The 22495-nt window shown below is 67.7% G+C and carries 10 protein-coding genes; 4 read left to right on the top strand and 6 right to left on the bottom strand.

Annotation, left to right across the window (positions count from 1 at the left end; all coding sequences use genetic code 11):
* Positions 1-18: 18 nt before the first annotated feature.
* A complete protein-coding gene (locus N536_RS0100855) occupies positions 19-1440 on the bottom strand; it encodes a condensation domain-containing protein (RefSeq protein WP_029111877.1) in 1422 nt (473 codons plus the stop codon).
* Between the two features lie 265 nt (positions 1441-1705).
* Here N536_RS0100855 and N536_RS0100850 point away from each other — a divergent pair, with 265 nt between their 5' ends.
* Positions 1706-12673, top strand: a complete 10968-nt coding sequence (locus N536_RS0100850; protein ID WP_029111876.1) for a type I polyketide synthase — start codon at positions 1706-1708, stop codon at positions 12671-12673.
* A gap of 71 nt (positions 12674-12744) precedes the next feature.
* On the opposite strand, the gene N536_RS0100845 is transcribed toward N536_RS0100850, so the two are convergent.
* A complete protein-coding gene (locus N536_RS0100845) occupies positions 12745-13827 on the bottom strand; it encodes a dihydrodipicolinate reductase (protein WP_029111875.1) in 1083 nt (360 codons plus the stop codon).
* A gap of 245 nt (positions 13828-14072) precedes the next feature.
* Between N536_RS0100845 and N536_RS0100840 the strand changes: the two genes are divergently transcribed.
* Positions 14073-15908, top strand: a complete 1836-nt coding sequence (locus N536_RS0100840; protein ID WP_029111874.1) for an acyl-CoA dehydrogenase — start codon at positions 14073-14075, stop codon at positions 15906-15908.
* Between the two features lie 77 nt (positions 15909-15985).
* Complete coding sequence (locus N536_RS37000) at positions 15986-16648, top strand: DUF1361 domain-containing protein (RefSeq protein WP_036434921.1); 663 nt, start codon at positions 15986-15988, stop codon at positions 16646-16648.
* A gap of 154 nt (positions 16649-16802) precedes the next feature.
* Here N536_RS37000 and N536_RS0100830 read toward each other — a convergent pair whose 3' ends face one another.
* The 3 genes from N536_RS0100830 to N536_RS0100820 all read right to left on the bottom strand — a co-directional run bounded on the left by N536_RS0100830 (position 16803) and on the right by N536_RS0100820 (position 19765).
* Positions 16803-17447 carry a response regulator transcription factor gene (locus N536_RS0100830; protein ID WP_036434918.1) on the bottom strand — a complete coding sequence of 215 codons (645 nt, stop codon included), beginning with the start codon at positions 17445-17447 and terminating at the stop codon, positions 16803-16805.
* Positions 17447-18754: a sensor domain-containing protein gene (locus tag N536_RS0100825; RefSeq protein WP_231514375.1), complete on the bottom strand. Its 1308-nt coding sequence runs from the start codon at positions 18752-18754 to the stop codon at positions 17447-17449. Before N536_RS0100825 ends, N536_RS0100830 begins: the two co-directional genes overlap by 1 nt.
* 84 nt (positions 18755-18838) lie before the next feature.
* Positions 18839-19765, bottom strand: coding sequence for a TIGR03564 family F420-dependent LLM class oxidoreductase (locus N536_RS0100820; protein WP_029111871.1), 927 nt, complete (start codon positions 19763-19765; stop codon positions 18839-18841).
* 51 nt (positions 19766-19816) lie between these two features.
* On the opposite strand from N536_RS0100820, the gene N536_RS0100815 reads away from it, so the two are divergent.
* Positions 19817-20938, top strand: coding sequence for a TDT family transporter (locus tag N536_RS0100815; protein WP_029111870.1), 1122 nt, complete (start codon positions 19817-19819; stop codon positions 20936-20938).
* A gap of 118 nt (positions 20939-21056) precedes the next feature.
* On the opposite strand, the gene N536_RS0100810 is transcribed toward N536_RS0100815, so the two are convergent.
* Positions 21057-22358: an acetyl-CoA C-acetyltransferase gene (locus tag N536_RS0100810; RefSeq protein ID WP_029111869.1), complete on the bottom strand. Its 1302-nt coding sequence runs from the start codon at positions 22356-22358 to the stop codon at positions 21057-21059.
* Positions 22359-22495: the final 137 nt, after the last annotated feature.

The raw sequence follows: 22495 nt of genomic DNA, 5'->3' as shown, positions 1-22495 counted from the left end.
CCATCGAAATGCTCGCCGCTACGCGACGCGCCCCCAGTGTCCGCTGTCGGCGACCCGTACGGCCACCGACTGCATCGCCTCCATGTAGCGGGTCGCCGATTTCTTGGCCACCGGATTGTCGGGATGCATGATCGCCATCACCGTGCCCTCGCCGTACCGGAAGATGTACATCGTCAACTGATACGAGAACCGGTCGTCGGGATAGATGCCGATGTTTTCCGCAAGCCCCATGTCGGCCGCCGCGAGGACGGCGTTGAGCGGAGCGGCGCCACCGTGCAAGAAGTTCACCACCGGAAAGTTCGGCCGCGGCCAGTTCAACCACGGAGCCAACTCCAGCACCCGGTAATACGGCACTCTCGCCATGTCCAGACCCGAATCGAAGGAGGCCTGGGCCGCGTATGCCGCGTCGTTGAAGGAGGTGGCCGCTATTGGGACGACGAGCGGAATGAGGCCGGTGAACCAACCCTGCGTCATGAAGTTGTCGCTGGCCGTCCGCGAATCCCTCGGCGTCAGCCCGTAATACGTGAGGGCACCGGTGAACTCGTGCTCCACCAGGCCGAGGCACGCGAACAAACCGCCGACGAAGCGCGCTCCCGCCGCCGTGCAAGCGGCCTCGAACCGTTCCGTTTGTGCGGGGTTCAGCAGGATCTCGGTGGTCATGTCACTGCTGGTCGACGCCGAGGGGTCACCCAGCGGAAGCGGGAACTCGGGAAAGCCATCACCGTTTTCCTCGGCGAAGTCGATCCAGGCCCGCACGCGTGGCGAATCAGCAGTCAATTCACGCGTGTATTCGCGCTCACGAATGCAGAAGTCATCGAAACTGCCGGCGTCGGGCAATGCGAGTGTTTGACCGCCCGCGCTCATCGCCGAATACATTCCGTTGGCTTCCATCATCGTTGTACCGATCAATGTCGCGTCCCCGTGGACGTGATCAATTGCGGCGAAGAAGGAGAAGTGACTTTCGTGCTGGATGATCCCGAAGGTGAAACAGCCCCACTCCAGCGGATTCGGGATGTTCACGACATGAGCACGTATTTGGTCGGCGGTCATGTGGCCGTGATCGACCGGTGCGAATTCGATGAGCGCCGGATCGCTGATGGCATGCCTGACGAACTCGCCGTCGTCGGTGCGTTCGAACCAACTGCGGAAGGTGTCGTGGCGACGTAGGTACGCGTTGACGGCGTGGTCCATGGCTGCGATGTCACACTGGCCCGCCACGTCACAGCTGGCGATGATCTGACGCGAAAAGTTGAGGCCGGCGTCCGTCCGCTCGCTGTAGTTGCGCAGGTGCTGGCCCTGCATGTAACTGACAGGTACCGGGCTCACCGGCGCTTGGCTGACGTTTGCCTGCGAGGCTGCCGTCGGGTGCCACGACGTCACCGCGCCGGGGGTCAGCGCCCACTCTTCGAGTGCACCGATCGTGATCTTCCCGATCCGCAAGACTTGGTCCTCTCCTGGACTCCCGGCTACCGTCGCTACGGTCCGGCGTCACTAGTGGCTCAACATACCTTCGGTTTCGACTGCGGTCCCCGGGCACAGGGGCGCACCCTGGGACGGACGCCGCGCATGCCACAGGTGAACATGCAATAGTTTCGTCGGCGCCTATTGGGCCCGTCAGATCTCTCCACGAGCAAATCTGACAGCCGAGTGAGTTAATCTTACTCCCGAGTAAGTTAACCATATCGCCAGCAACGGAGGACAACGTATGGGACCCGCCGAACTTCCGATCGACCCGGGCCCTCGTTTCGCCATCGTCGGCTACGCAGCGCGTTTTCCAGGTGCGCAGGACGCCGACGCGTACTGGGACGTTCTGCGCGAGGGTCGGGACGCGATATCGGACGTGCCCAAGGACCGCTGGGATGCCGACGAATTCTTCGACCCGGAACCCGGTGTACCCGGCAAGATCGTGACCCGACGCGCGGGCTTCGTCGACGACGTGACCGGGTTCGACGCGCCGTTCTTCGGCATGTCGACGCGCGAGGTCAGGTCGATGGACCCGCAGCATCGACTGTTGCTGGAGACGGCGTGGCGAGCGGTGGAACATTCCGGCACCGCCCCGTCGGCCCTGGCCAATACCAACACCGGTGTCTTCGTGGGTTTGGCCACCCACGACTACCTGGGCATGGAATCGGACGAGCTGACTCACCCCGAGATCGAGGCCTACATGGCCATCGGGACGTCGAACGCGGCGGCAGCCGGCCGGATTAGCTACCGGCTTGGTCTGCAGGGCCCAGCGGTCGCGGTCGACACGGCGTGCAGCTCGTCGCTGGTGGCCATCCATCAGGCGTGCCAGGCACTGCAGTTGGGCGAATGCAATCTCGCGCTGGCGGGCGGTGCGAACGTCCTGCTTTCCCCGGCGACCATGATCACTTTCTCCAGCGCGCACATGCTCGCGCCCGACGGCCGGTGCAAGACGTTCGATGCGGCCGCCGACGGCTACGTCCGCGGCGAGGGATGCGGCGTCATCGTCATCAAGCGCCTCGAGGACGCGATTGCCGACGGCGACCGGATTCGGGCCGTCATCCGCGGCAGCGCAATCAATCAGGACGGCGCCTCGGGTGGACTGACGGTTCCGAACGGCGTTGCCCAGCAAAGGGTTATCGCGGACGCGTTGAAGCGCGCCAACCTGGAGCCCAGCGACGTCGGGTACCTGGAAGCACATGGCACGGGGACGTCGCTCGGCGACCCGATCGAGGCGCAGGCCGCGGGCGCTGCGCTCGGTATCGGACGCGAGCCCGGCAGGCCACTGTTGATCGGCTCGGCGAAGACGAACATCGGGCACCTGGAGGCGGCCGCGGGGATCGCGGGCGTCATCAAGGTCATCCTGTCGCTCGAGCACGAGACTTTGCCCAAGCACCTCCACTTCGAGAACCCGTCGCCCCACATTCCGTGGGATCGGCTCGCTGTGGAGGTGGTGAAGGAAACCATCCCCTGGGCGCGCAACGGCCGCCCGCGGATCGCGGGCGTCAGCTCGTTCGGGTTCGCAGGGACCAACGCCCACGTCATCCTCGAGGAAGCGCCGGTAGCACCCTCGCCTGCAGAGCCGCAGCCGGAGCAGGGTCGGTACAGCCTGCTTCCCCTCTCGGCGCGGACGCCCGCCGCGTTGACGCAGATCGCCGATCGCTACCGCACCTGGCTGAACGCCCACCCGGAGGCCACGTTGGCCGACGTGTGCTTCACCGCGGGCACGGCGCGAGCCCATCTCGAGCACCGGGCCGGCCTGGTGGTCGATTCGAGGGAATCCGCAATCGACCTACTCGGCGCGCTCGCCGACGACCGCCCCGCGCCCGGTTTGGTTCGGGGCGAATCTCATGACACCCCCAAGACCGCGTGGCTCTTCACCGGTCAGGGCAGCCAGTACCCGGGCATGGCCAGGGAGTTGTACGACACCGAGCCGGTGTTCGCCGAGACGCTGGATCGGTGCGCGGCAGTGGTCGCCGACGTTCTCGAAAAGCCGTTGCTGGACGTCATTTTCGCGATTGACGGTGCGGCAGGCGAAGAGACGCTGCGGCAGACCACCTACGCGCAGCCGGCCCTGTTCGCGGTGGAGCTGGGGCTGGCCCGGCTCTGGCAGTCGTGGGGATTCGAGCCCGACGTGGTCGTGGGTCACAGCGTCGGCCAGTACTCGGCTGCCTGCGTCGCGGGCGTCTTCAGGCTCGAGGACGGCGCGCTGCTGATGGCCGAACGCGGTCGGCTCTTCGGCAGCCTGCCCGCGGGTGGCCGGATGGTGGCGGTCTCCGCCGCCGCCGAGCGCGTCGAGAGCCTGACCGACGAGTTCCCGACGTTGTCGGTCGCCGCCTACAACGGTGCGAACACCGTATTGTCCGGGCCTGCAGCAGATCTGGAGAAGGCCGTCGCCGGGCTGGCGGCCGACGGCGTCCGATGCGACTGGCTGGACACCAGCCACGCGTTCCACTCGGCGCTGCTGGATCCGATCCTCGACGAGTTCGAGACGTATGCGGACCGGTTCACCTTCAATACGCCACAACGCATTCTGATCGACAACCGCACCGGCGCCGCGCTCGGTTGGACCGTGAAACTCGACGGCGCCTATTGGCGCCGCCACGCGCGTCAACCGGTGGAATTCGCCAAGAGCGTCCGCACCCTGGCCGAGCTGAATTGCAAGGTGCTGCTCGAGATCGGCCCGCGGCCGGTGCTCACCGCAGCTGCCATGCGCGCATGGCCAGACCCGGCCACGGCACCCCGCGCGATCGCGTCCCTGCGCCCAACGGCCGGCGACCAGCGACAGATCACCGAGGCCGTCGCCGACGCGTACGTGCTGGGCCACCTGCCCGAATTCGCCGCCTTCCGGCAGGCGCACGCGCGCAAGCTCGACCTACCCACCTATCCGTTCGAGCACCGCCAGTACTCGTTCCGCGACAACCGCGAAGCCACAGGCCAGCCGGAGCAGGCGGGTCCGCGCACCCAGGCGATCCGTCTTCTCGAGGCCGGTCGGATCGAAGAACTCGCGGCCCTGCTCGACGGTTCGAGCGGCGACGACCAGACCTTCAATGTGCTGACCAAGCTTGCGGCACAACACAACCAGCAACGCACGACGCAATCGATCGAGACCGACCGCTACGAGATCCGCTGGGAGAAGTCCCCCACCTCGGCTGCGCATGCGGGCGGCGGATCCACCTGGATTCTGATCGGTGACGATTCCCCGGCGATTCGGCCGCTGGTCGACACACTGACCGCGCGGGGACAGCAGCACCGGATCATCGGGTTGCCGCAGTCCGACACCGACGCCGAACAGCTCGCCGACACGTTGCGCGCTGCAGCAGCGGGCGATTCGACGCTACGCATCGTGCACGTCGCGGCACTCGACTCCGATCCGGACTCCAAGACCGGGATGCGGTCACTGCTGCGGATGCAACATCGAATCCTTGGCGGAACCCGGCGCCTGTTCCGCGCCGCGATCGCGGCCGAACTGCGTAGCCACATCTGGGTGGTGACCCGGGGCGCACAGCGAGTAACCGAAACCGATGCCGTCGCACCGGATCAGAGTTGCCTGTGGGGATTCGGGCGCGCCGCAGCGCTGGAGCTGCCCAACGTATGGGGCGGACTGGTGGATCTGGGCGAGGCATCCGACCAGGAATGGGCTCGGCTCGTCGACCGGATCGATGCGCCGCACAGCTCGACCGTGCGGGAAGACCAAGTCGCACTGCGTGATCAAGACGTCTACGTTCCCCGGCTGGTTCGCCGGACCGGGCAGCCCAGCAGCACGCCACTGGAATTGCGTTCGGATGCAACGTACTTGGTGACCGGCGGGCTGGGCTCAATCGGGCTTGAGATCGCCGGATATCTGGCCGCGCACGGCGCCAAGCATCTGGTACTGACCAGCCGACGCGACCCCAGCGATGCCGTTCGACAGCGCATCGACGCGCTGCACGAACAGCACGGCTGCGAGTTCCGGATCGTCGCCGCCGACGTCGCCGATGCCCACGACGTCGCGCGCCTGCTGGCCGGAGTGCGGGCCGACATGGCGCCCCTGGCCGGCATCGTCCACGCCGCAGGCGAGCTCGGGACCACCCCGCTGAGCAACCTCGACGATGCTGAAATCGACCGTGTCTTCGCCGGCAAGGTCTGGGGCGCCTGGCATTTGAGCGAGGCCGCCGCCGAGATGACGCTCGACTTCTTCATCAGCACCTCGTCGATCGCGTCGGTGTGGGGCGGCTTCGGTCAAACCGCCTACGGCGCGGCCAACGCCTTCCTCGACGGGCTGGCCTGGCGCCTGCGCGAGCAAGGCATCCCCGGGATCAGCGTCAACTTCGGCCCCTGGTCGGCGGGCATGGCCGACGCGGAGTCGCGGGCGCGACTGGATCGGCGCGGGGTCGCAACGTTGTCACCTGCCGACGCATTGGCGGGCCTGGCCGACGTCGCGGCGTCTTCGGCGCAGGGAGTCGTTGCCCGGATCGACTGGGCCCGTTTCCTGCCGCTCTACCAGCAGGCCGGCAGGCGGGCATTCCTGGCCGAATTGGAGCGCGAGGTGCCTGCCGAGGCGACCGCGACGGCGCCGGTCACGACGGCATCGGGGAAGACCCCGTTCGTCGAGCTGCTCACCAACGCCCCAGTGCAGCAACGCAAGAAGCTCGTCACGAACTATCTGCGCGACGCGGTGGCAGAGGTGACCCGGGTGGACTCCGCGGAGATCCGCGAGGACGCCGGCTTCTTCGACCTCGGCATGGATTCGCTGATGGCCGTCGAGTTGCGGCGCCGCCTCGAACAGGCCGTTGCCAAGGAGATACCCGTCACCCTGGTGATGGACCACCCCCGGCTATCCGATGCGGCCGACTACCTGCTGGGCGAGGTGCTCGGCCTCAGCGGGCAGGCGACCGTCACACCAGAGGCATCGGTGGTGCGGACGCGCACGGACGAACCGATCGCAATCGTCGCCGTGTCGTGCCGTTTTCCCGGCGCGCCCGATCCGGAGGCCTTCTGGGACTTGCTGTCCGGTGGTGTGGACGCGATCCGGGAGGTCCCCGAGGACCGTTTCGACATCGACGAGTTCTACGACCCGGACCCGGAAACCCCCGGCAAGACCTACACCCGTTTCGGCGGATTCCTGGACGCCGTCGACGGATTCGATCCCGAGTTCTTCGGCATCTCGCCGCGCGAGGCGGTCTGGATCGAACCGCAGCAGCGGCTGATGCTCGAAATGGCCTGGGAGGGCCTGGAACGCGCCGGGTACGCGCCGGCCACCCTGCGCGGCAGCCGAACCGGCATCTTCACGGGGGTTGCGGCCAACGAGTACGCGCATCTGCTGTCGTCGGAGTCGGTCGACAAGATCGAGCCGTACTTCATCACCGGCAATGCGCTCAACGCCATCTCCGGTCGCGTTGCCTTCGCGCTCGGACTCGAGGGGCCGGCAGTCGCGGTGGATACCGCATGCAGCTCGGCCCTGGTGGCCGTCCATCAGGCCTGCCAGGCATTGCATTCCGGTGACTGCGACCTGGCGTTGGCAGGCGGCGTGAACGTCTTGCTGAGCCCCGTCACGACCATTGCCGCCTCCCGCGCGAGGATGCTGTCCCCGGCAGGCAGGTGCAAGACGTTCGACGCTTCCGCCGACGGCTACGTGCGCAGTGAGGGCGCCGGGATTCTGGTGCTCAAGCGGCTGAGCGACGCAGAGCGCGACGGCGACCGGATCTGTGCCGTCATCTCCGGCAGTGGCGTCAACCAGGACGGCGCGTCCAGCGGTCTGACGGTGCCCAATGGTGGTGCACAGCAACGACTCATCGGTGGCGTGCTCGCGCGGGCCGGCCTGGTGGGCGGCGACGTCGACTACCTCGAAGCACACGGGACGGGGACCCCGCTGGGCGATCCGATCGAGGTGCAGGCCGCCGCGGCTGCCTACGGTGCCTCGCGCGACGCGGACCGGCCGTTGCTCATGGGTTCGGTGAAGACCAACATCGGTCACCTCGAGTCGGCATCGGGCGTGGCCGGTCTGATCAAGGTGGTGCTGTCGCTGCAGCACGAGGTGCTGCCGCAGACCCTGCACTTCGACACGCCGTCCCCGCACATTCCGTGGGACACGCTGCCCGTGCGGGTCGTGGACGAGGCGACGCCCTGGCAGGCGAACGGCAGGCCACGGCGCGCAGGCGTGAGTTCCTTCGGATTCACCGGAACGAACGCGCACGTCCTCATCGAGGAGACGCCGACGCGACCCGCCGTGGAAGTCTCGGGCGACATCACGGAGACCCCTGAGGCAGACGCGCCCGAACAGGCCTTCAACGTGCTGGCACTGTCCGCGCGGTCGCCGGAAGCACTGGTGGCGGTGGCGCAGCGGTACGAAGCCTGGTTGGCCGCCCACCCCGAGGCCGACGTCGCCGACGTGTGCCTCACCGCAGGCGAGGGTCGTTCTCACTTCGAGCATCGCGCGGCGCTGGTCGTCGACTCGGTCGAGACCGCGCGCGACGGACTGGCCGAGCTGGCCGAGGGCCGGTTGCGACCCGGCGTCGTCCGCGGCGAGCACACGCACCAGCCGACGACGGCGTGGCTGTTCACCGGTCAGGGCAGTCAGTATCCGGGGATGGCGCGTGAATTGTTCGACGCCGAACCGGTTTTCGCCGAGACCGTGACGCGTTGCGCGGACGCGGTCAGTGACCTACTGCCCCGCCCGTTGCTGGAAGTACTGTTCGCGACCGATCGTGAAGCGGGACAGGCCTTGCGGCACACGTCATTTGCGCAGCCCGCACTGTTCGCCGTCGAGATGGGCCTGGCCCGGCTGTGGCAGTCGTGGGGCATCCAACCCGACGTCGTCCTTGGCCACAGCGTGGGCCAGTACGCGGCGGCATGCGTGGCCGGCGTGTTCAGCATCGAAGACGGCGCACGACTGATGGCCGAGCGTGGCCGGCTGTTCGGCAGCCTGCCCGAGGGTGGGCGAATGGTGGCGGTGTTCGCCGACGCCAATCACGTCGAGGAAGTCGCAAGCGAATTCCCGCGCGTCTCGGTCGGCGCCTACAACGGACCCAACACCGTGCTCTCGGGCCCGGCTGAGGATCTGGACCAGATCGTCGCCAGATTCGGTGACGAGGCGATCCGCTGCACCTGGCTGGAGACCAGCCACGCCTTCCATTCGGAGCTGCTGGATCCTGTGCTCGGTGAATTCGAGTCGTACGCAGCGCAGTTGCAGTTCGCCGCCCCGACGCTGCCGCTGGTCTGCAATCGCACCGGCGCTGTGCTCACGGGTCAAACCCCGATCGATGCCCAGTACTGGCGTCGGCATTCCCGCCAGCCCGTGCAATTCGCCGAGAGCGTGCGCACCGTGGCGGCGCTGGGATGCTCGGTGTTGATGGAGATCGGTCCACAGCCGGTGCTGACCGGTGCCGCGGTACAGATCTGGCCGGAACACCTGGCAGCGCCGCGGGCGATCGTGTCATTGCGCAAGGGCGTCGGCGACCGGCGTCAGATCGCCGACGCGCTGGCCGCGGCCTACGTCGGCGGCCACCGGCCCGATTTCGCCGCCGGCCTGGCGCGTCAACCCCGGCGCAGACTCGAATTGCCCACGTATCCGTTCCAGCGGCGTCGCTTCTGGCCCAAGACGTCCGGCATGGCCATGGAAGGAGGGGCCGGCTCGGCGGTGTCCGGAATCCTGGGCAGTGCGAAGGATCTCGCCTCCGGTGACTCGGTCTACACCAGCAGGTTGTCCGTCAAATCGCAGCCGTGGCTTTCCGACCACGTCATCTATGGCACCGTCGTCGTTCCCGGAGCGACGTACGCGGCGATGGCGTTGGCCGCGATCGGCGCACCGGCCCGGGTGACCGACGTCTTCTTCTACGAGCCGATCATCCTGCCCGAGAAGAGTTCTCGCGAAGTACAGCTGACGTTGCATCCGCTCGAGGACGGCACGGGGTCGAGTTTCACGGTGCACAGCCGCCCGTACGGCGAACCCGGCGCCGAATGGTCGCTGAACGCCGAGGGCACCGTCATGGCCGGCGTTTCCGAGGACGAGCCCGAGAGGGTGGATCCCGTCGACGCGGCAATCGAGCGGTGCAACCGCATGCGTCCGCAGGACTTGTTCGAGACCTTCGCCGACATGGAGCTGGCGTGGGGGCCGACCTGGTCCGGTTCCCTGAAGTCGCTGTGGCTCGGTGAAGGCGAAGCGGTCGGCGACATCGTGGTCGGCGAAGAGCTCGCCGAACATCTCGCAACCGAGCCCATGCACCCGGTTCTGATGGATCTGTGCACCGGCGTTGCCTTCCCGGCGTTCCCGGCACTCCTCGCGGCCGAACAGGGCGTAAGCGATCTGTTCCTGCCGTTGCGGTACGGGCAGGTGACGCTGCGGGAGAAGATGCCGCGGCGGTTCTACTGCCGCGCGACGTGGCACGCAGCCGCCCTCGACAACGAGACGCAGGTCTTCGATCTCGACTTCGTCGACCGGGATGGCCGCCTACTGGGCGGGATTCGCGAGTTCACGGTGAAACGCGCACCGCGCGAGGCCTTGTTGCGCGGACTCGGTGGCGATGCCACCCGGCTGCTCTACACCCTCGGCTGGCACGAGGTACCACCGCCCGCGACGAGCGATGTTGCCGAGGACGCCGGCAACGGCACCTGGCTGATCGCCGGGTTCGACGAACTGGCCGCCAACGTGCCCGGCTGCATTCCGTTCGACCGGAGCACCGATTCGGAGTCCTTGGGACAGGTGTTGGCGCAGGCGCACGAGAGCGGTGTGCCGTTCGCCGGCATCGTCTGGCGCGGCACCGCGCCGAGCCGAGCCGAATCGAGTGTCGACGTCGCCGCGCGGCTCGAGACCGAGCTCGCCAACCTGCTCAGTGCGGTGCACACCGTGCAGGGCGGTTCACGAAACGGTGACGTGAGGCTGCCCGGCGGACTGTGGATCGTCACCGAGCACGCCGTGGCGTGCGAATCCGGCGAACCGGTCGACCCGGTGCAGGCGGCGCTGTGGGGATTCGGTCGCACCACGATCAACGAGGAACCGGCGCTGCACTGCAAGCTGGTCGATTGCGACGGGTCCGACGAAGCAGTGCAGATCCTGGCCAATCTGCGGACCACTCCCGTCGACGAGCCGGAACTCGCTCTGCGACAAGGAAAGCTGCTGGCGTCGCGGTTGCTGCCGTGGGCGCGCAGCGGTCACCTCACGGTGCCGCGCTCGGCCGACTTCGTCCTGGCCCCCACCGAACGTGGAGCGATCGACAACCTGCGTCTGACCGAGACGAACGTGCCGGCACCGGACGAGGGTTACGTGCAGGTCCGGGTCGAAGCCGCGGGCCTGAACTTCCGGGACGTGCTCAACGTGCTCGGCCTCTACCCGGGTGATCCCGGACCGATCGGCGGGGACTTCGCCGGCATCGTCACCCAGTTGGGAAGCGGCGTAACCGGACTCGAGGTCGGCCAGCGCGTCTACGGCTTCATGCAGGGCGCGTTCTCCAGCCGGTTCAACGTGCCGGCCCAGCTGGTGGCGCCGGTGCCCGAAGGGCTTGGCCCGGTCGCGGCGGCCACCATTCCGGCCGCAGCGCTCACGGTGCGGCTCGCGTTCGACTGGGCGCAGCTGCAGCCCGGTGATCGGGTGCTGATTCACGCCGCCAGCGGCGGCGTCGGGTTGGCCGCGATCCAGATGGCTCAGCAGCAGGGCGCCACCGTGTTCGCGACCGCCAGCACCTTCAAGCGCGCGACGCTGCGCAAGATGGGCGTCAAGTACGTCTACGACTCGCGCACAACGGATTTCGCCGACGAGATCCTCGCCGACACCGACGGCGCTGGGGTCGACGTGGTGCTCAACAGCCTGACGAACGAGGGATTCCTCGAGGCGACCGTGCGGGCGACCGCCCAGAATGGCCGTTTCGCCGAGATCGCCAAGCGGGACATCTGGACGCCCGAGCAGATGGCGGCGGTCCGTCCCGACATCGCCTACGAGATCGTCGCGCTGGACGTCACCACGCTGCAGCGCCCCGATGAGATCAAGCGCTTGCTGACCGAGGTGTCGGACGGCATGGCGCGCGGCGAGTGGACACCACTGCCCGCCGAGATCTATCCGATCACGGAGGCGCGGGCCGCGTTCCGCCGGATGCAGCAGGCGCGGCACATCGGAAAGATCGTGCTGCAGACGCCCAACCCGCTGCAGCCGCGTGCCGATCGGAGCTATCTGATCACCGGTGGACTCGGTGCGATCGGACTGCACACGGCGGCGTACTTGGCCCAACTCGGAGCCGGCGACATCGTGTTGACCAGCCGGCGGGCGCCCGACGCGGACGCCCAACGGGCGATCGAGGACATCACCGAGCGGTACCGGTGCCGCATCCATACCTTTGCGGCCGACGTCGGCGACGAGTCCGCGGTCAACGAGCTGCTGGAGCGAATCCGCACCGAGCTGCCGCCGCTCGCGGGAGTGGTGCACTTGGCCGGTGTGCTCGACGATGGGCTGCTGGCGCAGCAGAACCTGGAGCGGTTCCGAACGACGTTGGCGCCCAAGGCCTATGGCGCCTGCCATCTCGACCGGCTGACGAGGGACGACGAGCTGGACTTCTTCATCGTGTCCTCGTCGGTGTCCAGCCTGTTCGGTTCGCCAGGCCAGTCCAACTACGCGACGGCCAACGCATTGCTCGACGGCCTGGTCGCGCAGCGAAGGGCGCAGGGCCTGCCCGCCACCGGCGTGAACTTCGGCCCGTGGGGTCAGGGTGGCATGGCCTCTTCCGAGGCCGCGCGCGCCAACATCGGCGCGCAGGGCCTGATTCCGCTGGAACCCTCGGCAGCGCTTGGCGCACTCGCCGAGGCCGTCGCCAACGGAACCGCCCAGGCCACCGTCATCAAGGCCAACTGGCAGCGGGCGGCCAAGGTGCTGGGCAGTTCGCGTCCACCGATGCTCGACCTGGTGTTGCCGAGTGCCGTCGGGGAGGTGACCGGCGACAGTGAGCTGCTTCGCCAACTGCAGGAGATCCCGGTGGCGCAGCGCGCAGGCTTCGTGACCGAGTTCCTGCAGCGCGAGGTGCAGAACTTCCTGCGGCTCGCTTCGCCGCCGGCCGCCACCAACCGGTTCCTGGACCTGGGTACGGACTCACTGATGGCGATCGAACTGCGCAACCGGTTGCACAGTCAGTTCGGCGGCGCGTTCACGATCAACGCGACCGCGGTGTTCGACTACCCGACCATCGGAGGGCTTGCGGAGTATCTGGTCGGTCAGCTGCCCGATGCGGAATCCTCGCCGACTGACGACTGACCGACACCTCGAAGCTGCTGTCAGATCGTACTTATCGCGCAAATCGCGATCTGTCAGCAGTCTCGGCGAAATCAATCAGCCCAGCGAGTCGCCTCGACTTCGGCGGGCAGCGGCGTGTGCAGCGGCACGTCGAGCCCGTCGTAGATGCCGGGCTTCTGGGTGGCCAGCCACTCGATCGCGCCGAGCAGCCGGTTGGCGGCGGTGGTGTTGCCGCCGTCGGCCCTGGTGCCGCCCGGCACGTCGGCCCGGCTGACGATGGTGAGCTGCGGATCGCCGTCCACAATGACGCGGTGGTCGCCGACGCCTTCGTCGGGCAGCGGCCAGTGCGGCGCGCACGACGGGTCGATGCGGGTGATGTGTTCGACGACGATGCGCTCCTTGCCGCCCGCCCAGCCGATCACCTTGAGGAAGAACGCGCCCTGGGTGCCCGCCTCGAAGTGGCCCATGACGTTGTCGACCGATGCCTCCAGCGGCAAGCGCTCGACGACCTCGGTGATCTCGTCGATCTCCAGTCCGAGGCCGCGTCCGATGAGCCGAATGTTGCCGCCCCACACCATGGTTGGGATGGACGGCAGCAGCATCATCGGCACCTCCTCCATCGATCCGCCGAACCCGCACGACACCCGGACCGCATGCGGCTGGTCGTAGGTGGAGTAGTCGAAGATCTCCTGGCACCGGATGGTCCGGATGCGGGTGCACAGTCCCGCGGCCATCACGGCCAGCGCGTCGTTGGCCCAGCCCGGGTCCACGCCGCTGACCAACAGCGTGGCGCCGCCCTCCTCCGCCGCGGCGGAAAGGCGGTCGACCCATTCCCGCGGCGCCGAGCGCGGGTCGTACAGCGAGTACAGCGAGGGGGTCACGACGTGGACGCCCGCGCGTAGGCAGCGCTCGATGTCGTTCACCGCCTCGTCAGGCCGGATGTCACCGGAGGCCATGTACGCGACGGCGTCGCAGACCGCGAGTGCGGCGTCGACGTCGGTGGTGGCGGAGACCCCGGTCGGTGCGGCCAACCCGGCGAACGTCGCAGCGTCGGCGCCCTCCTTGGCCGGCGAGGAGGTGATCACGGCGGCCAGCTGCAGACCGGGGAACCCCGTCGCCGACCGGATCGCCGTCGACCCCATATTGCCTGTTCCCCACACCGCTACGCGCCGCATTCGACACACCCTAACGGCCGTGCTGGAGGCTCTAGTGGCGGATCTCACATCCCGCCGAAACGGCAGGTCAGACATGCACGTAGGCGCCTGGCCAGGCCCAATCAACCACCGGGTTGGTTAGCTGGTAGAAATTTGCTCGCAGGGGCTTTGCGTTGAAGTTACTGAACGGTATAGTTGGCCGCAGTTACTGGTGGGTAACTTATCGTGAGTACCCAACCGAAGACGGAATCTCATCGAGGAGAATCGTGAGCCACTACAAGAGCAACGTCCGTGACCAGGTGTTCAACCTGTTCGAGGTATTCGGTATCGACAAGGCGCTCGGCGAAGGTCAGTTCAGCGACCTGGACGTCGACACCGCCCGCGAGATGCTCGAGGAAATGAGCCGGCTGGCCGCAGGTCCCATCGCCGAATCATTCGCCGAGGGTGACCGCAACCCCCCGACCTTCGACCCCAACACCTTCTCGGTGACGCTGCCCGAGGCCTTCAAGAAGTCCGTGCGCGCCGTGCTCGACGCCGGCTGGGACCGGGTCGGTCTCGACGAGGCGCTCGGCGGTACGCCGACGCCAAAGGCCTTGATGTGGGCGCTCAACGAGCACATCCTCGGCGCCAACCCGGCGGTCTGGATGTACGCAGGCGGTGCCGGTTTCGCGAACATCTTCTACCACCTCGCCACCGAGGAGCAGAAGAAGTGGGCCGTGCTGGCCGCCGAGCGTGGCTGGGGCTCCACCATGGTGCTGACCGAGCCCGACGCGGGCTCCGACGTCGGCGCCGGCCGCACCAAAGCCGTCAAGCAGGAGGACGGCTCCTGGCACATCGAGGGCGTGAAGCGCTTCATCACCTCCGGTGACTCCGGAGATCTGTTCGAGAACATCTTCCACCTGGTGCTGGCCCGCCCCGAGGGCGCAGGCCCCGGCACCAAGGGTCTTTCGCTGTTCTTCGTGCCCAAGTTCCTGTTCGACTTCGAGACCGGCGAGCCCGGCGAGCGCAACGGCGTGTACGTCACCAACGTCGAGCACAAGATGGGCCTCAAGGTCTCCGCGACCTGCGAGCTGTCGCTCGGCCAGCACGACAAGCCCGCCGTCGGCTGGTTGGTCGGCGAGGTGCACGAGGGCATTGCCCAGATGTTCGACGTCATCGAGCAGGCCCGGATGATGGTGGGCACCAAGGCAATCGCCACCCTGTCGACCGGCTACCTCAACGCGCTTGAGTACGCCAAGGAGCGCGTCCAGGGTGCCGACCTGACCCAGATGACGGACAAGACCGCGCCGCGTGTGACCATCACGCACCACCCGGACGTTCGTCGCAGCCTGCTGACCCAGAAGTCCTACGCCGAGGGTCTGCGTGCGCTGTACATCTACACCGCGACGTTCCAGGATCCCGAGGTGGCCAAGGCCGTCTACGGCATCGACGCCGACCTGGCCGTCAAGGTCAACGACCTGCTGCTGCCCATCGTCAAGGGCGTCGGGTCCGAGCAGGCCTACGCCAAGCTCACCGAGAGCCTGCAGACCTTCGGCGGCTCGGGCTTCCTGCAGGACTACCCGATCGAGCAGTACATCCGCGACGCGAAGATCGACTCGCTCTACGAGGGCACCACGGCCATCCAGGCGCAGGACTTCTTCTTCCGGAAGATCGTGCGCGACAAGGGCGTTGCCCTCGGCTACGTTGCGAATGAGATCGAGCAGTTCATCAAGAACGAGTCCGGCAACGGGCGTCTGAAGGCCGAGCGCGAGCTGCTGGCGACCGCGCTCGCGGACGTGCAGGGCATGGCGGCGACGCTGACCGGCTACCTGATGTCGGCGCAGGAGGACGCGGCGAACATCTACAAGGTGGGTCTCGGCTCGGTGCGCTTCCTGATGAGCGTCGGCGACCTGGTGCTCGGCTGGCTCCTGCTGAAGCAGTCGGCCGTCGCCATCGAAGCGCTCGACAACGGTGCAGCCGGTGACGATCGCAACTTCTACGACGGCAAGATCGCGACGGCGTCGTTCTTCGCGAAGAACTTCCTGCCGCTGCTGACCAGCACCCGCCTGGTGATCGACACCATCGACAACGAGGTGATGGAGCTCGACGAGGCTGCCTTCTAAGCCGTCGCGACACTTCACACACGCAAAGGGCCTCCGGGAAACCGGGGGCCCTTTGCGTTGTCAGGCAAACTGGACCGGTGAACAATGCCCCGCGCGTCGTTCTGGTGTTCGCGCTGGTGGCAACGACCCTGCTGACGTCCGTGCTGGGCATCACCGACCCTGCCGCACCGCGCTCGTACCCGACGTTGTTTCTGATCTGGAATCTGGCGCTGGCCTGGATTCCCGTCTTCTTCGCGGCCGGGTTCGCCGCAGTCCGTCGACGGGTGTGGCTGCTGCCGCTGGGCCTGGGCTGGCTGGCGTTCCTGCCGAACTCGCCGTATCTGGTCACCGATCTGGTGCACCTCGGCGAGGGCGTCGAGCTCTGGCGGCACGTCCTGCAGTACGGGTTCGCGGCGTGGACCGGCATCATGCTCGGCGTGGTGTCGTTGCGGCTGATCCATCAGCGCATCGAACGGGAGTGGGGTTCGGTGTTGGGGTGGCTGGCCGTCGTCGTGTCGATCGGGCTGTGTTCGATCGGAGTCATCATCGGGCGGTTCCAGCGGTGGAATTCGTGGGACCTGGTGACGCGGCCCGACGCGGTCGTGGCGTCGACGTTCGAATGGGTGCGGTCCCCGTTCGCCTACGTGCAGTCGACCGGGGTGGCTGTGGCCGTGGCGACGTTCTTCGGCCTGGCATACCTGACCGTCTGGTCGCTGTCCGGCCTCGTCACACAAAAAAGGCGGGTTCGGGAGGACAATTGAGGGCGTCTCTTTACATCAAACGCGCGGCCGGCTCTTCACCTCATTGCACCGGCTCTTTGGATTAGTCACTCCCGAACCCGTCGTGCAGACGATGTTACGCCGATGATGGCCCTCGGGAAAGGGGCGATTCGAAGTCTTCTTCGTCTGTGCCGCATCAGGAATTGAGGTAGGTCACCACCGCCAGGACGCGGCGGTGGTGCGCCTGTGACGGTGGCAGTTCGAGCTTGGCGAAGATGCTGGAGACGTGCTTCTCCACCGCCCGCTCGGTGACCGAGAGCTGACTCGCCAGCGCGCTGTTGGAGTGACCCGCGGCCATCAACGCCAGGACTTCGCGCTCACGCGGCGTGAGCCGGTCGAGGGTGTTCGCACCCCGCTGGGAGCCCATCAGCTGCCGCACCACCTCGGGATCGAGTGCCGTTCCGCCGGCGGCCACGCGGTTGAGCGCATCGATGAACTCGTGGATGTCGGCCACCCGGTCCTTGAGGAGATAGCCGACTCCCGACGGTCGGCCCGCCAGTAGTTCAGCGGCATAACGCTTTTCGATCCATTGCGAGAAGACGAGCACGCCGACGTCGGGATGGGTATGGCGCAGGCGCACGGCGGCGACGAGCCCCTCATCGGTGAACGTCGGCGGCATGCGGATGTCGATGATCGCCACGTCGGGCCGATGCGCGTCGACGGCATCGAGGAGGTCGTCGGCGTTGCCCACCTTGGCGACCACGTCGTGGTCCCGTTCGACCAGCAACTGCGCCAATCCATCGCGGAGGATGACGCTGTCCTCGGCGACGACGAGGCGCATCACTCCGCCTGCCCGGTCGGCATGACGACCGTCACCGTCGTGGGACCGCCCGCCGGACTGTCCACGGTCAGTTGACCGTCCACGGTCTCGACGCGATCGCGCAGGCCGGTCAGCCCGGATCCGCCGCCAAGCTCGGCACCGCCGGTGCCGTTGTCGACGACGACGATCCGCAGCGATTCGGCGTCCGAGCGAATGGTCACCGAGGCCTGGGCGGCGCCGGAGTGCCGGGACACGTTGGCCAGCAGCTCCGCGATGCAGAAGTAGGCGAGCGTCTCGATGCCCAGCGACGGGCGCGCCGCGATGTCGGTCGACACCTCGACCGGGATCGGGTTGCGCGCGGCCAACGTCTGGACCGCGGCATCCAGGCCCAAATCCAGTGCGGGGGGCCGGATTCCACGCACCACCTCACGCAGCTCGGCCAGCGCGTCCTTGGTGTTGGCCAACGCGTTCGACACCAGCGCGCGCGCCCCGGCGGTCTCGGTGTCGTCGGTGAGGTGCTCCTCCGCGCGCACCAGTGCCATCGCCACCGTGATCAGGCGCGCCTGAGTGCCGTCGTGCAGCTCGCGTTCCACCCTGCGCAGGGTCGCAGCGGAGTCCTCGACGGCGGCGGCTCTGGTGCGTTCCAGCTGTGTCACCCGGCGCGACTGGCCGCTGGGACCGAGCAGCGCGGTGGCCAGCCGGGTGTGGACGCGGGCGATGCCGATCATGACCCAGCCCAGCAGGTACAGCGCCACCAGGCCACCGACCGCCAACGCGAGGTAGGCGCCCAGCGAGTCGATCGGCTCGCCGAGGGTGACGAACGGCTCATCCATCACCAGCCACGCCACTGGCGAGATGACCAACGCGCCGGCCATCGCCACGCCAACGAGCACCCAGTAGCCGACGACGAGCATCACCAACGCCTGCAGTGCAAGGAAGCCGAGCGCCCGCCAGCCGACCGCGTCGGTCAGCGCCGCCCGCAGCGTCAGCCACCAGCCGGTGGGACGCCCGAACGGCGGCGGCGTCTCGATCGTGGTGCCGGCCAGCCGGGCCAACGACCGGTACAGCCGGCTCCAGGCGCGGCCACTGAGCACCACCAACGCCAGCAGCGGGACGCCGATCAGGGTGACCATCAGCAGGCCCGTGGCGAGTACGACGGCGAACAGGTACGCCATCACGACCGCCGCCAGCAGCGTCACCGCAACGACGTAGCCGTAGGCCCGCCAGGCCTGCGCACGGATGGGCGTCGACAACAGCCGCGGCCAGTCGGTCCGGCCGTCGGTGGCGGTGTCGGCTTCGGTGATCGTCGGGGTCATGGCACTAGTCATGGCGACCATAGTGGAACCGGATCGGCCGCCGAGCCATGGTGCTGCCCGACCAGTCGGGGTGTGGCCAGCACCCGTGCAACGGGCCTACGCGTCCAGCTGGCGCAGCACCGCGCGAGTGCGGGCACGCCCCTCGGACGACGCGTCGAAGGTGGCCGCCACGTACTCGTCGACGCCCGCCGCGCGCAGCTCGTCGAGGCGCTGCCGCACGGTGTTCTCGTCGCCGATGATCGCGGCGTCCTCGGGACCGGCGTACCCCTCGCGATCGAGCATCGCCCGATACGACGGCAGCACTCCGTACATCTTGAACTGCTCGGCGGCCTGCTTGCGCGCGCCGTCCACGTCGTCGGTGACGCTCACGGGTAGGCACGCCACCACCCGCACCGCCGTCTCGTCACGCCCGGCATCGGCCGCCGCCTGGCGCAACGTCGGAACGACGTGGTCGGCCAAGGTCTTCGGTCCCGTCATCCAGGTGACGGTCCCCGCCGTGCGTCGGCCTGCGATCTTCAACAGCTGCGGGCCCAGCGCTGCGACGTACACGTCCGGCCGCGGTGCGCCGGGGACCATCAACGCACCCCGCGTCGTCACCGTCTCGCCCTGCGCTTCGGCTGGCTCACCCGCCAGCAGCGGCAGCAGGCCGTCGAGGAACTCGTTGAGCCGTCGCACCGGCTTGTCCCACGGGATGCCCCACATGCCCTCGGTGACGGCCTGGTGCGTCATGCCAAGCCCGAGCAGGAACCTGCCACCCGAGAGCAGGCTCAGTGCGAGTGCCTGCTGCGCCAGCTTCATCGGGTGCTGATTCTGGATCGGGACGACGCCGCTGCCCACCTCGATGGTGTCGACTTCGCGGAAGGCCACGGCGAGAATGGTGAGAAGGTCTGGCTCGTAAGGCAATTGGCTCATCCACAACCGCCCGAAGCCCTCGTCGCGCAGCTGCGCGAGATTCGCCACACATGCGTCGATCGGCGATTCCTTGCCCGCGCCGCTGAGCTGCCCGAACATACTGACCTGCATGACCCTCACGCTCCTATGCGGTTACGACGTCTGCCCCGTCAGTATCGAACCATGACAGTCGTGGCTGCCCGACTGGGGAACTTCGGGCCGAACTGGTTCGCGTCGGTGATGGGCACCGGCATCGTCGCGACGGCCGGAGCGACCCTACCGATCCACGTCCCAGGGCTGCACGTGTTCTCGAGGATCGTCTGGCTCGTCGCGGCGGTGCTGCTGGTCGTCCTCCTCGTCGCGGTGACGGTGCAGTGGTTCCGGCATCCGACGGTGGCCCGCAGCTATGCCCACAACCCGCAGATGGCCCACTTCTACGGGGCGGCGCCGATGGCACTGCTCACGGTCGGGACGGGCGCGATCCTGGTCGGCAGGGACTTCATCGGCATGCGGCTGGCCGTGGACCTCGATTGGGTGCTGTGGACGGCCGGGACCGTAGGCGGCCTGTTCACGGCGATGACCATTCCGTACCTGATGTTCACCCAGCTGAACGTCGGGCCCGACGCCGCGTTCGGCGGGTGGCTGATGCCGGTCGTGCCACCGATGGTGTCGGCAGCCGCGGGCGCGCTGCTCATCCCGCACATGCAGCCCGGCACGGGACGCACCACGATGCTCTACGGCTGCTACGCGATGTTCGGGTTGTCGTTGATCGCGGCGCTGATCATCATCTCGATGATCTGGAGCAGGCTGGCGCACTACGGCACCTCCGGCACGGCAAGGGTGCCGACCCTGTGGATCGTGCTCGGCCCACTCGGTCAGGGCATGACCGCCGCCGGGCTGCTCGGGACGCAGGCCGCGCTGGCGGTGCCACCGGATCTGGCGGCAGGCATGGGGATCTTCGCGATCCTGTTCGGCATCCCGGTGTGGGGGTTCAGCGTGTTGTGGATCTCGCTGGCCACTGCGTTGACGGTCCGCACGATGCGGCGGGGCATGCCGTTCGCGCTGACGTGGTGGAGCCTGACGTTTCCGGTCGGCACGTTCGTCACCGGGACAACGCAGCTGGCCATCCATACGGGCCTGCCGGCATTCCGGGTCGCGGCCGTCATCGCCTACGCGGGGCTGCTGGGCACATGGGGGCTGGTCGCGGTTCGCACCGCGAGGGGAAGCCTGGCAGGCAGCCTGTTCCAGCCGCCCGCGACGTCGGCTCCGATCACGGCGAAGAAGGATCAACCCGCCGCGGGCTAGCGCTCAAAAGTTAGTGCCCCGTGTTGCCGTCGGGTCGGGGGGTCAGACGGCAACACGGAGCTACAGGTTCTATCGACGGCCCCCGCCGGGGCGTTACACCCGTCGCCGAGAAATTTTTCTAGGCCTCCAGAATCGCCGTGACACCCTGTCCACCTGCGGCGCAGATGGAGATCAGGCCGCGCACCGGCTGGCCGGTCTGCTGCTTCTTCTCCGCGAGCTGCTTGGCCAGCTGCGCCACGATCCGGCCGCCGGTCGCGGCGAACGGGTGGCCGGCCGCCAACGACGAACCGTTGACGTTGAGCTTGGACCTGTCGATGGATCCGAGGGCGCTGTCCAGGCCGAGCCGCTCCTTGCAGTACTCCTCGGACTCCCAGGCGGCCAGCGTCGCCAGCACCACCGACGCGAACGCCTCGTGGATCTCGTAGTAGTCGAAGTCCTGCAGCGTCAGGCCGTTGCGGGCGAGCAGGCGCGGCACCGCGTAGGTGGGCGCCATCAGCAGTCCGTCGTTGCCGTTGACATAGTCCACCGCGGCGGTCTCGCCGTCGACGAAGTACGCCAGCACGGGCAGCGAGTGGTCGGCTGCCCACTCGTCGCTGGACAGCAGGACGATCGAGGCGCCATCGGTCAGCGGCGTCGAATTGCCCGCCGTCATCGTGGCGTCGCCGTTCTTGACACCGAACACGGGCTTGAGCTTGGCCAGCTTCTCGGCCGACGAGTCGGCGCGCAGGTTGTTGTCGCGGTAGACCCCGAGGAACGGGGTGACGAGGTCGTCGAAGAACCCGCGGTCGTAGGCGGCGGCCATGTTGCGGTGGCTCGCGGCCGCCAGCTCGTCCTGGTCGACGCGCTTGACGCGCATCTGCTTGGCCGTGATGGCGGCGTGCTCCCCCATCGACAGCCCGGTGCGGGGCTCGCCGTTGGTGGGGATTTCGACGCCGAGCGCCGCGGGCAGCTTGCCGACGAGCTTGAGCCGGTCGACGTTCGACTTGGCGCGCCGCAGACCCAGGAGCACTTTGCGCAGGTCGTCGCCGAACGCGATCGGTGCGTCGGACGTGGTGTCCACGCCACCAGCGGCACCCGAGTCGTACTGGCCGAGGGCGATGCCGTTGGCCACCGCGATGGTCGCCTGCAGACCCGTCCCGCAGGCCTGCTGCAGGTCGTAGGCCGGCGTGTACGGCGACAGCGCGCTGCCGAGCACGCACTCGCGCATGAGGTTGAAGTCGCGGCTGTGCTTGAGCACCGCGCCACCGACCACCGCACCGAGCCGCTCGCCGTCGAGGTGGAACCGGTCGATCAGCCCGCCCAGAGCGGCGGTGAACATGTCCTGGTTGGACGCGTGCGCGTAGGCGCCGTCCGACCGTGCGAACGGAATCCGGTTGCCGCCGAGGATGGCGACCCGGCGGGCAGTCTTGTTGTCGGCCACTTCATACCTCCATGCATGGCAGGGGGACGTCAGGGGTAATGAGAGTCATACTACCCACCGTTCTTACTCTGGAGTAAGTTCGGTAGGCAATACGACAATGTCCACAGCCCGTTTACCCGTTTTTCGAAAGGCAGTGC

It is taken from the genome of Mycobacterium sp. URHB0044 (assembly GCF_000620625.1).
Classification (GTDB): Bacteria; Actinomycetota; Actinomycetes; order Mycobacteriales; family Mycobacteriaceae; genus Mycobacterium.
This window is presented reverse-complemented; position numbering and strand designations above follow the sequence as displayed.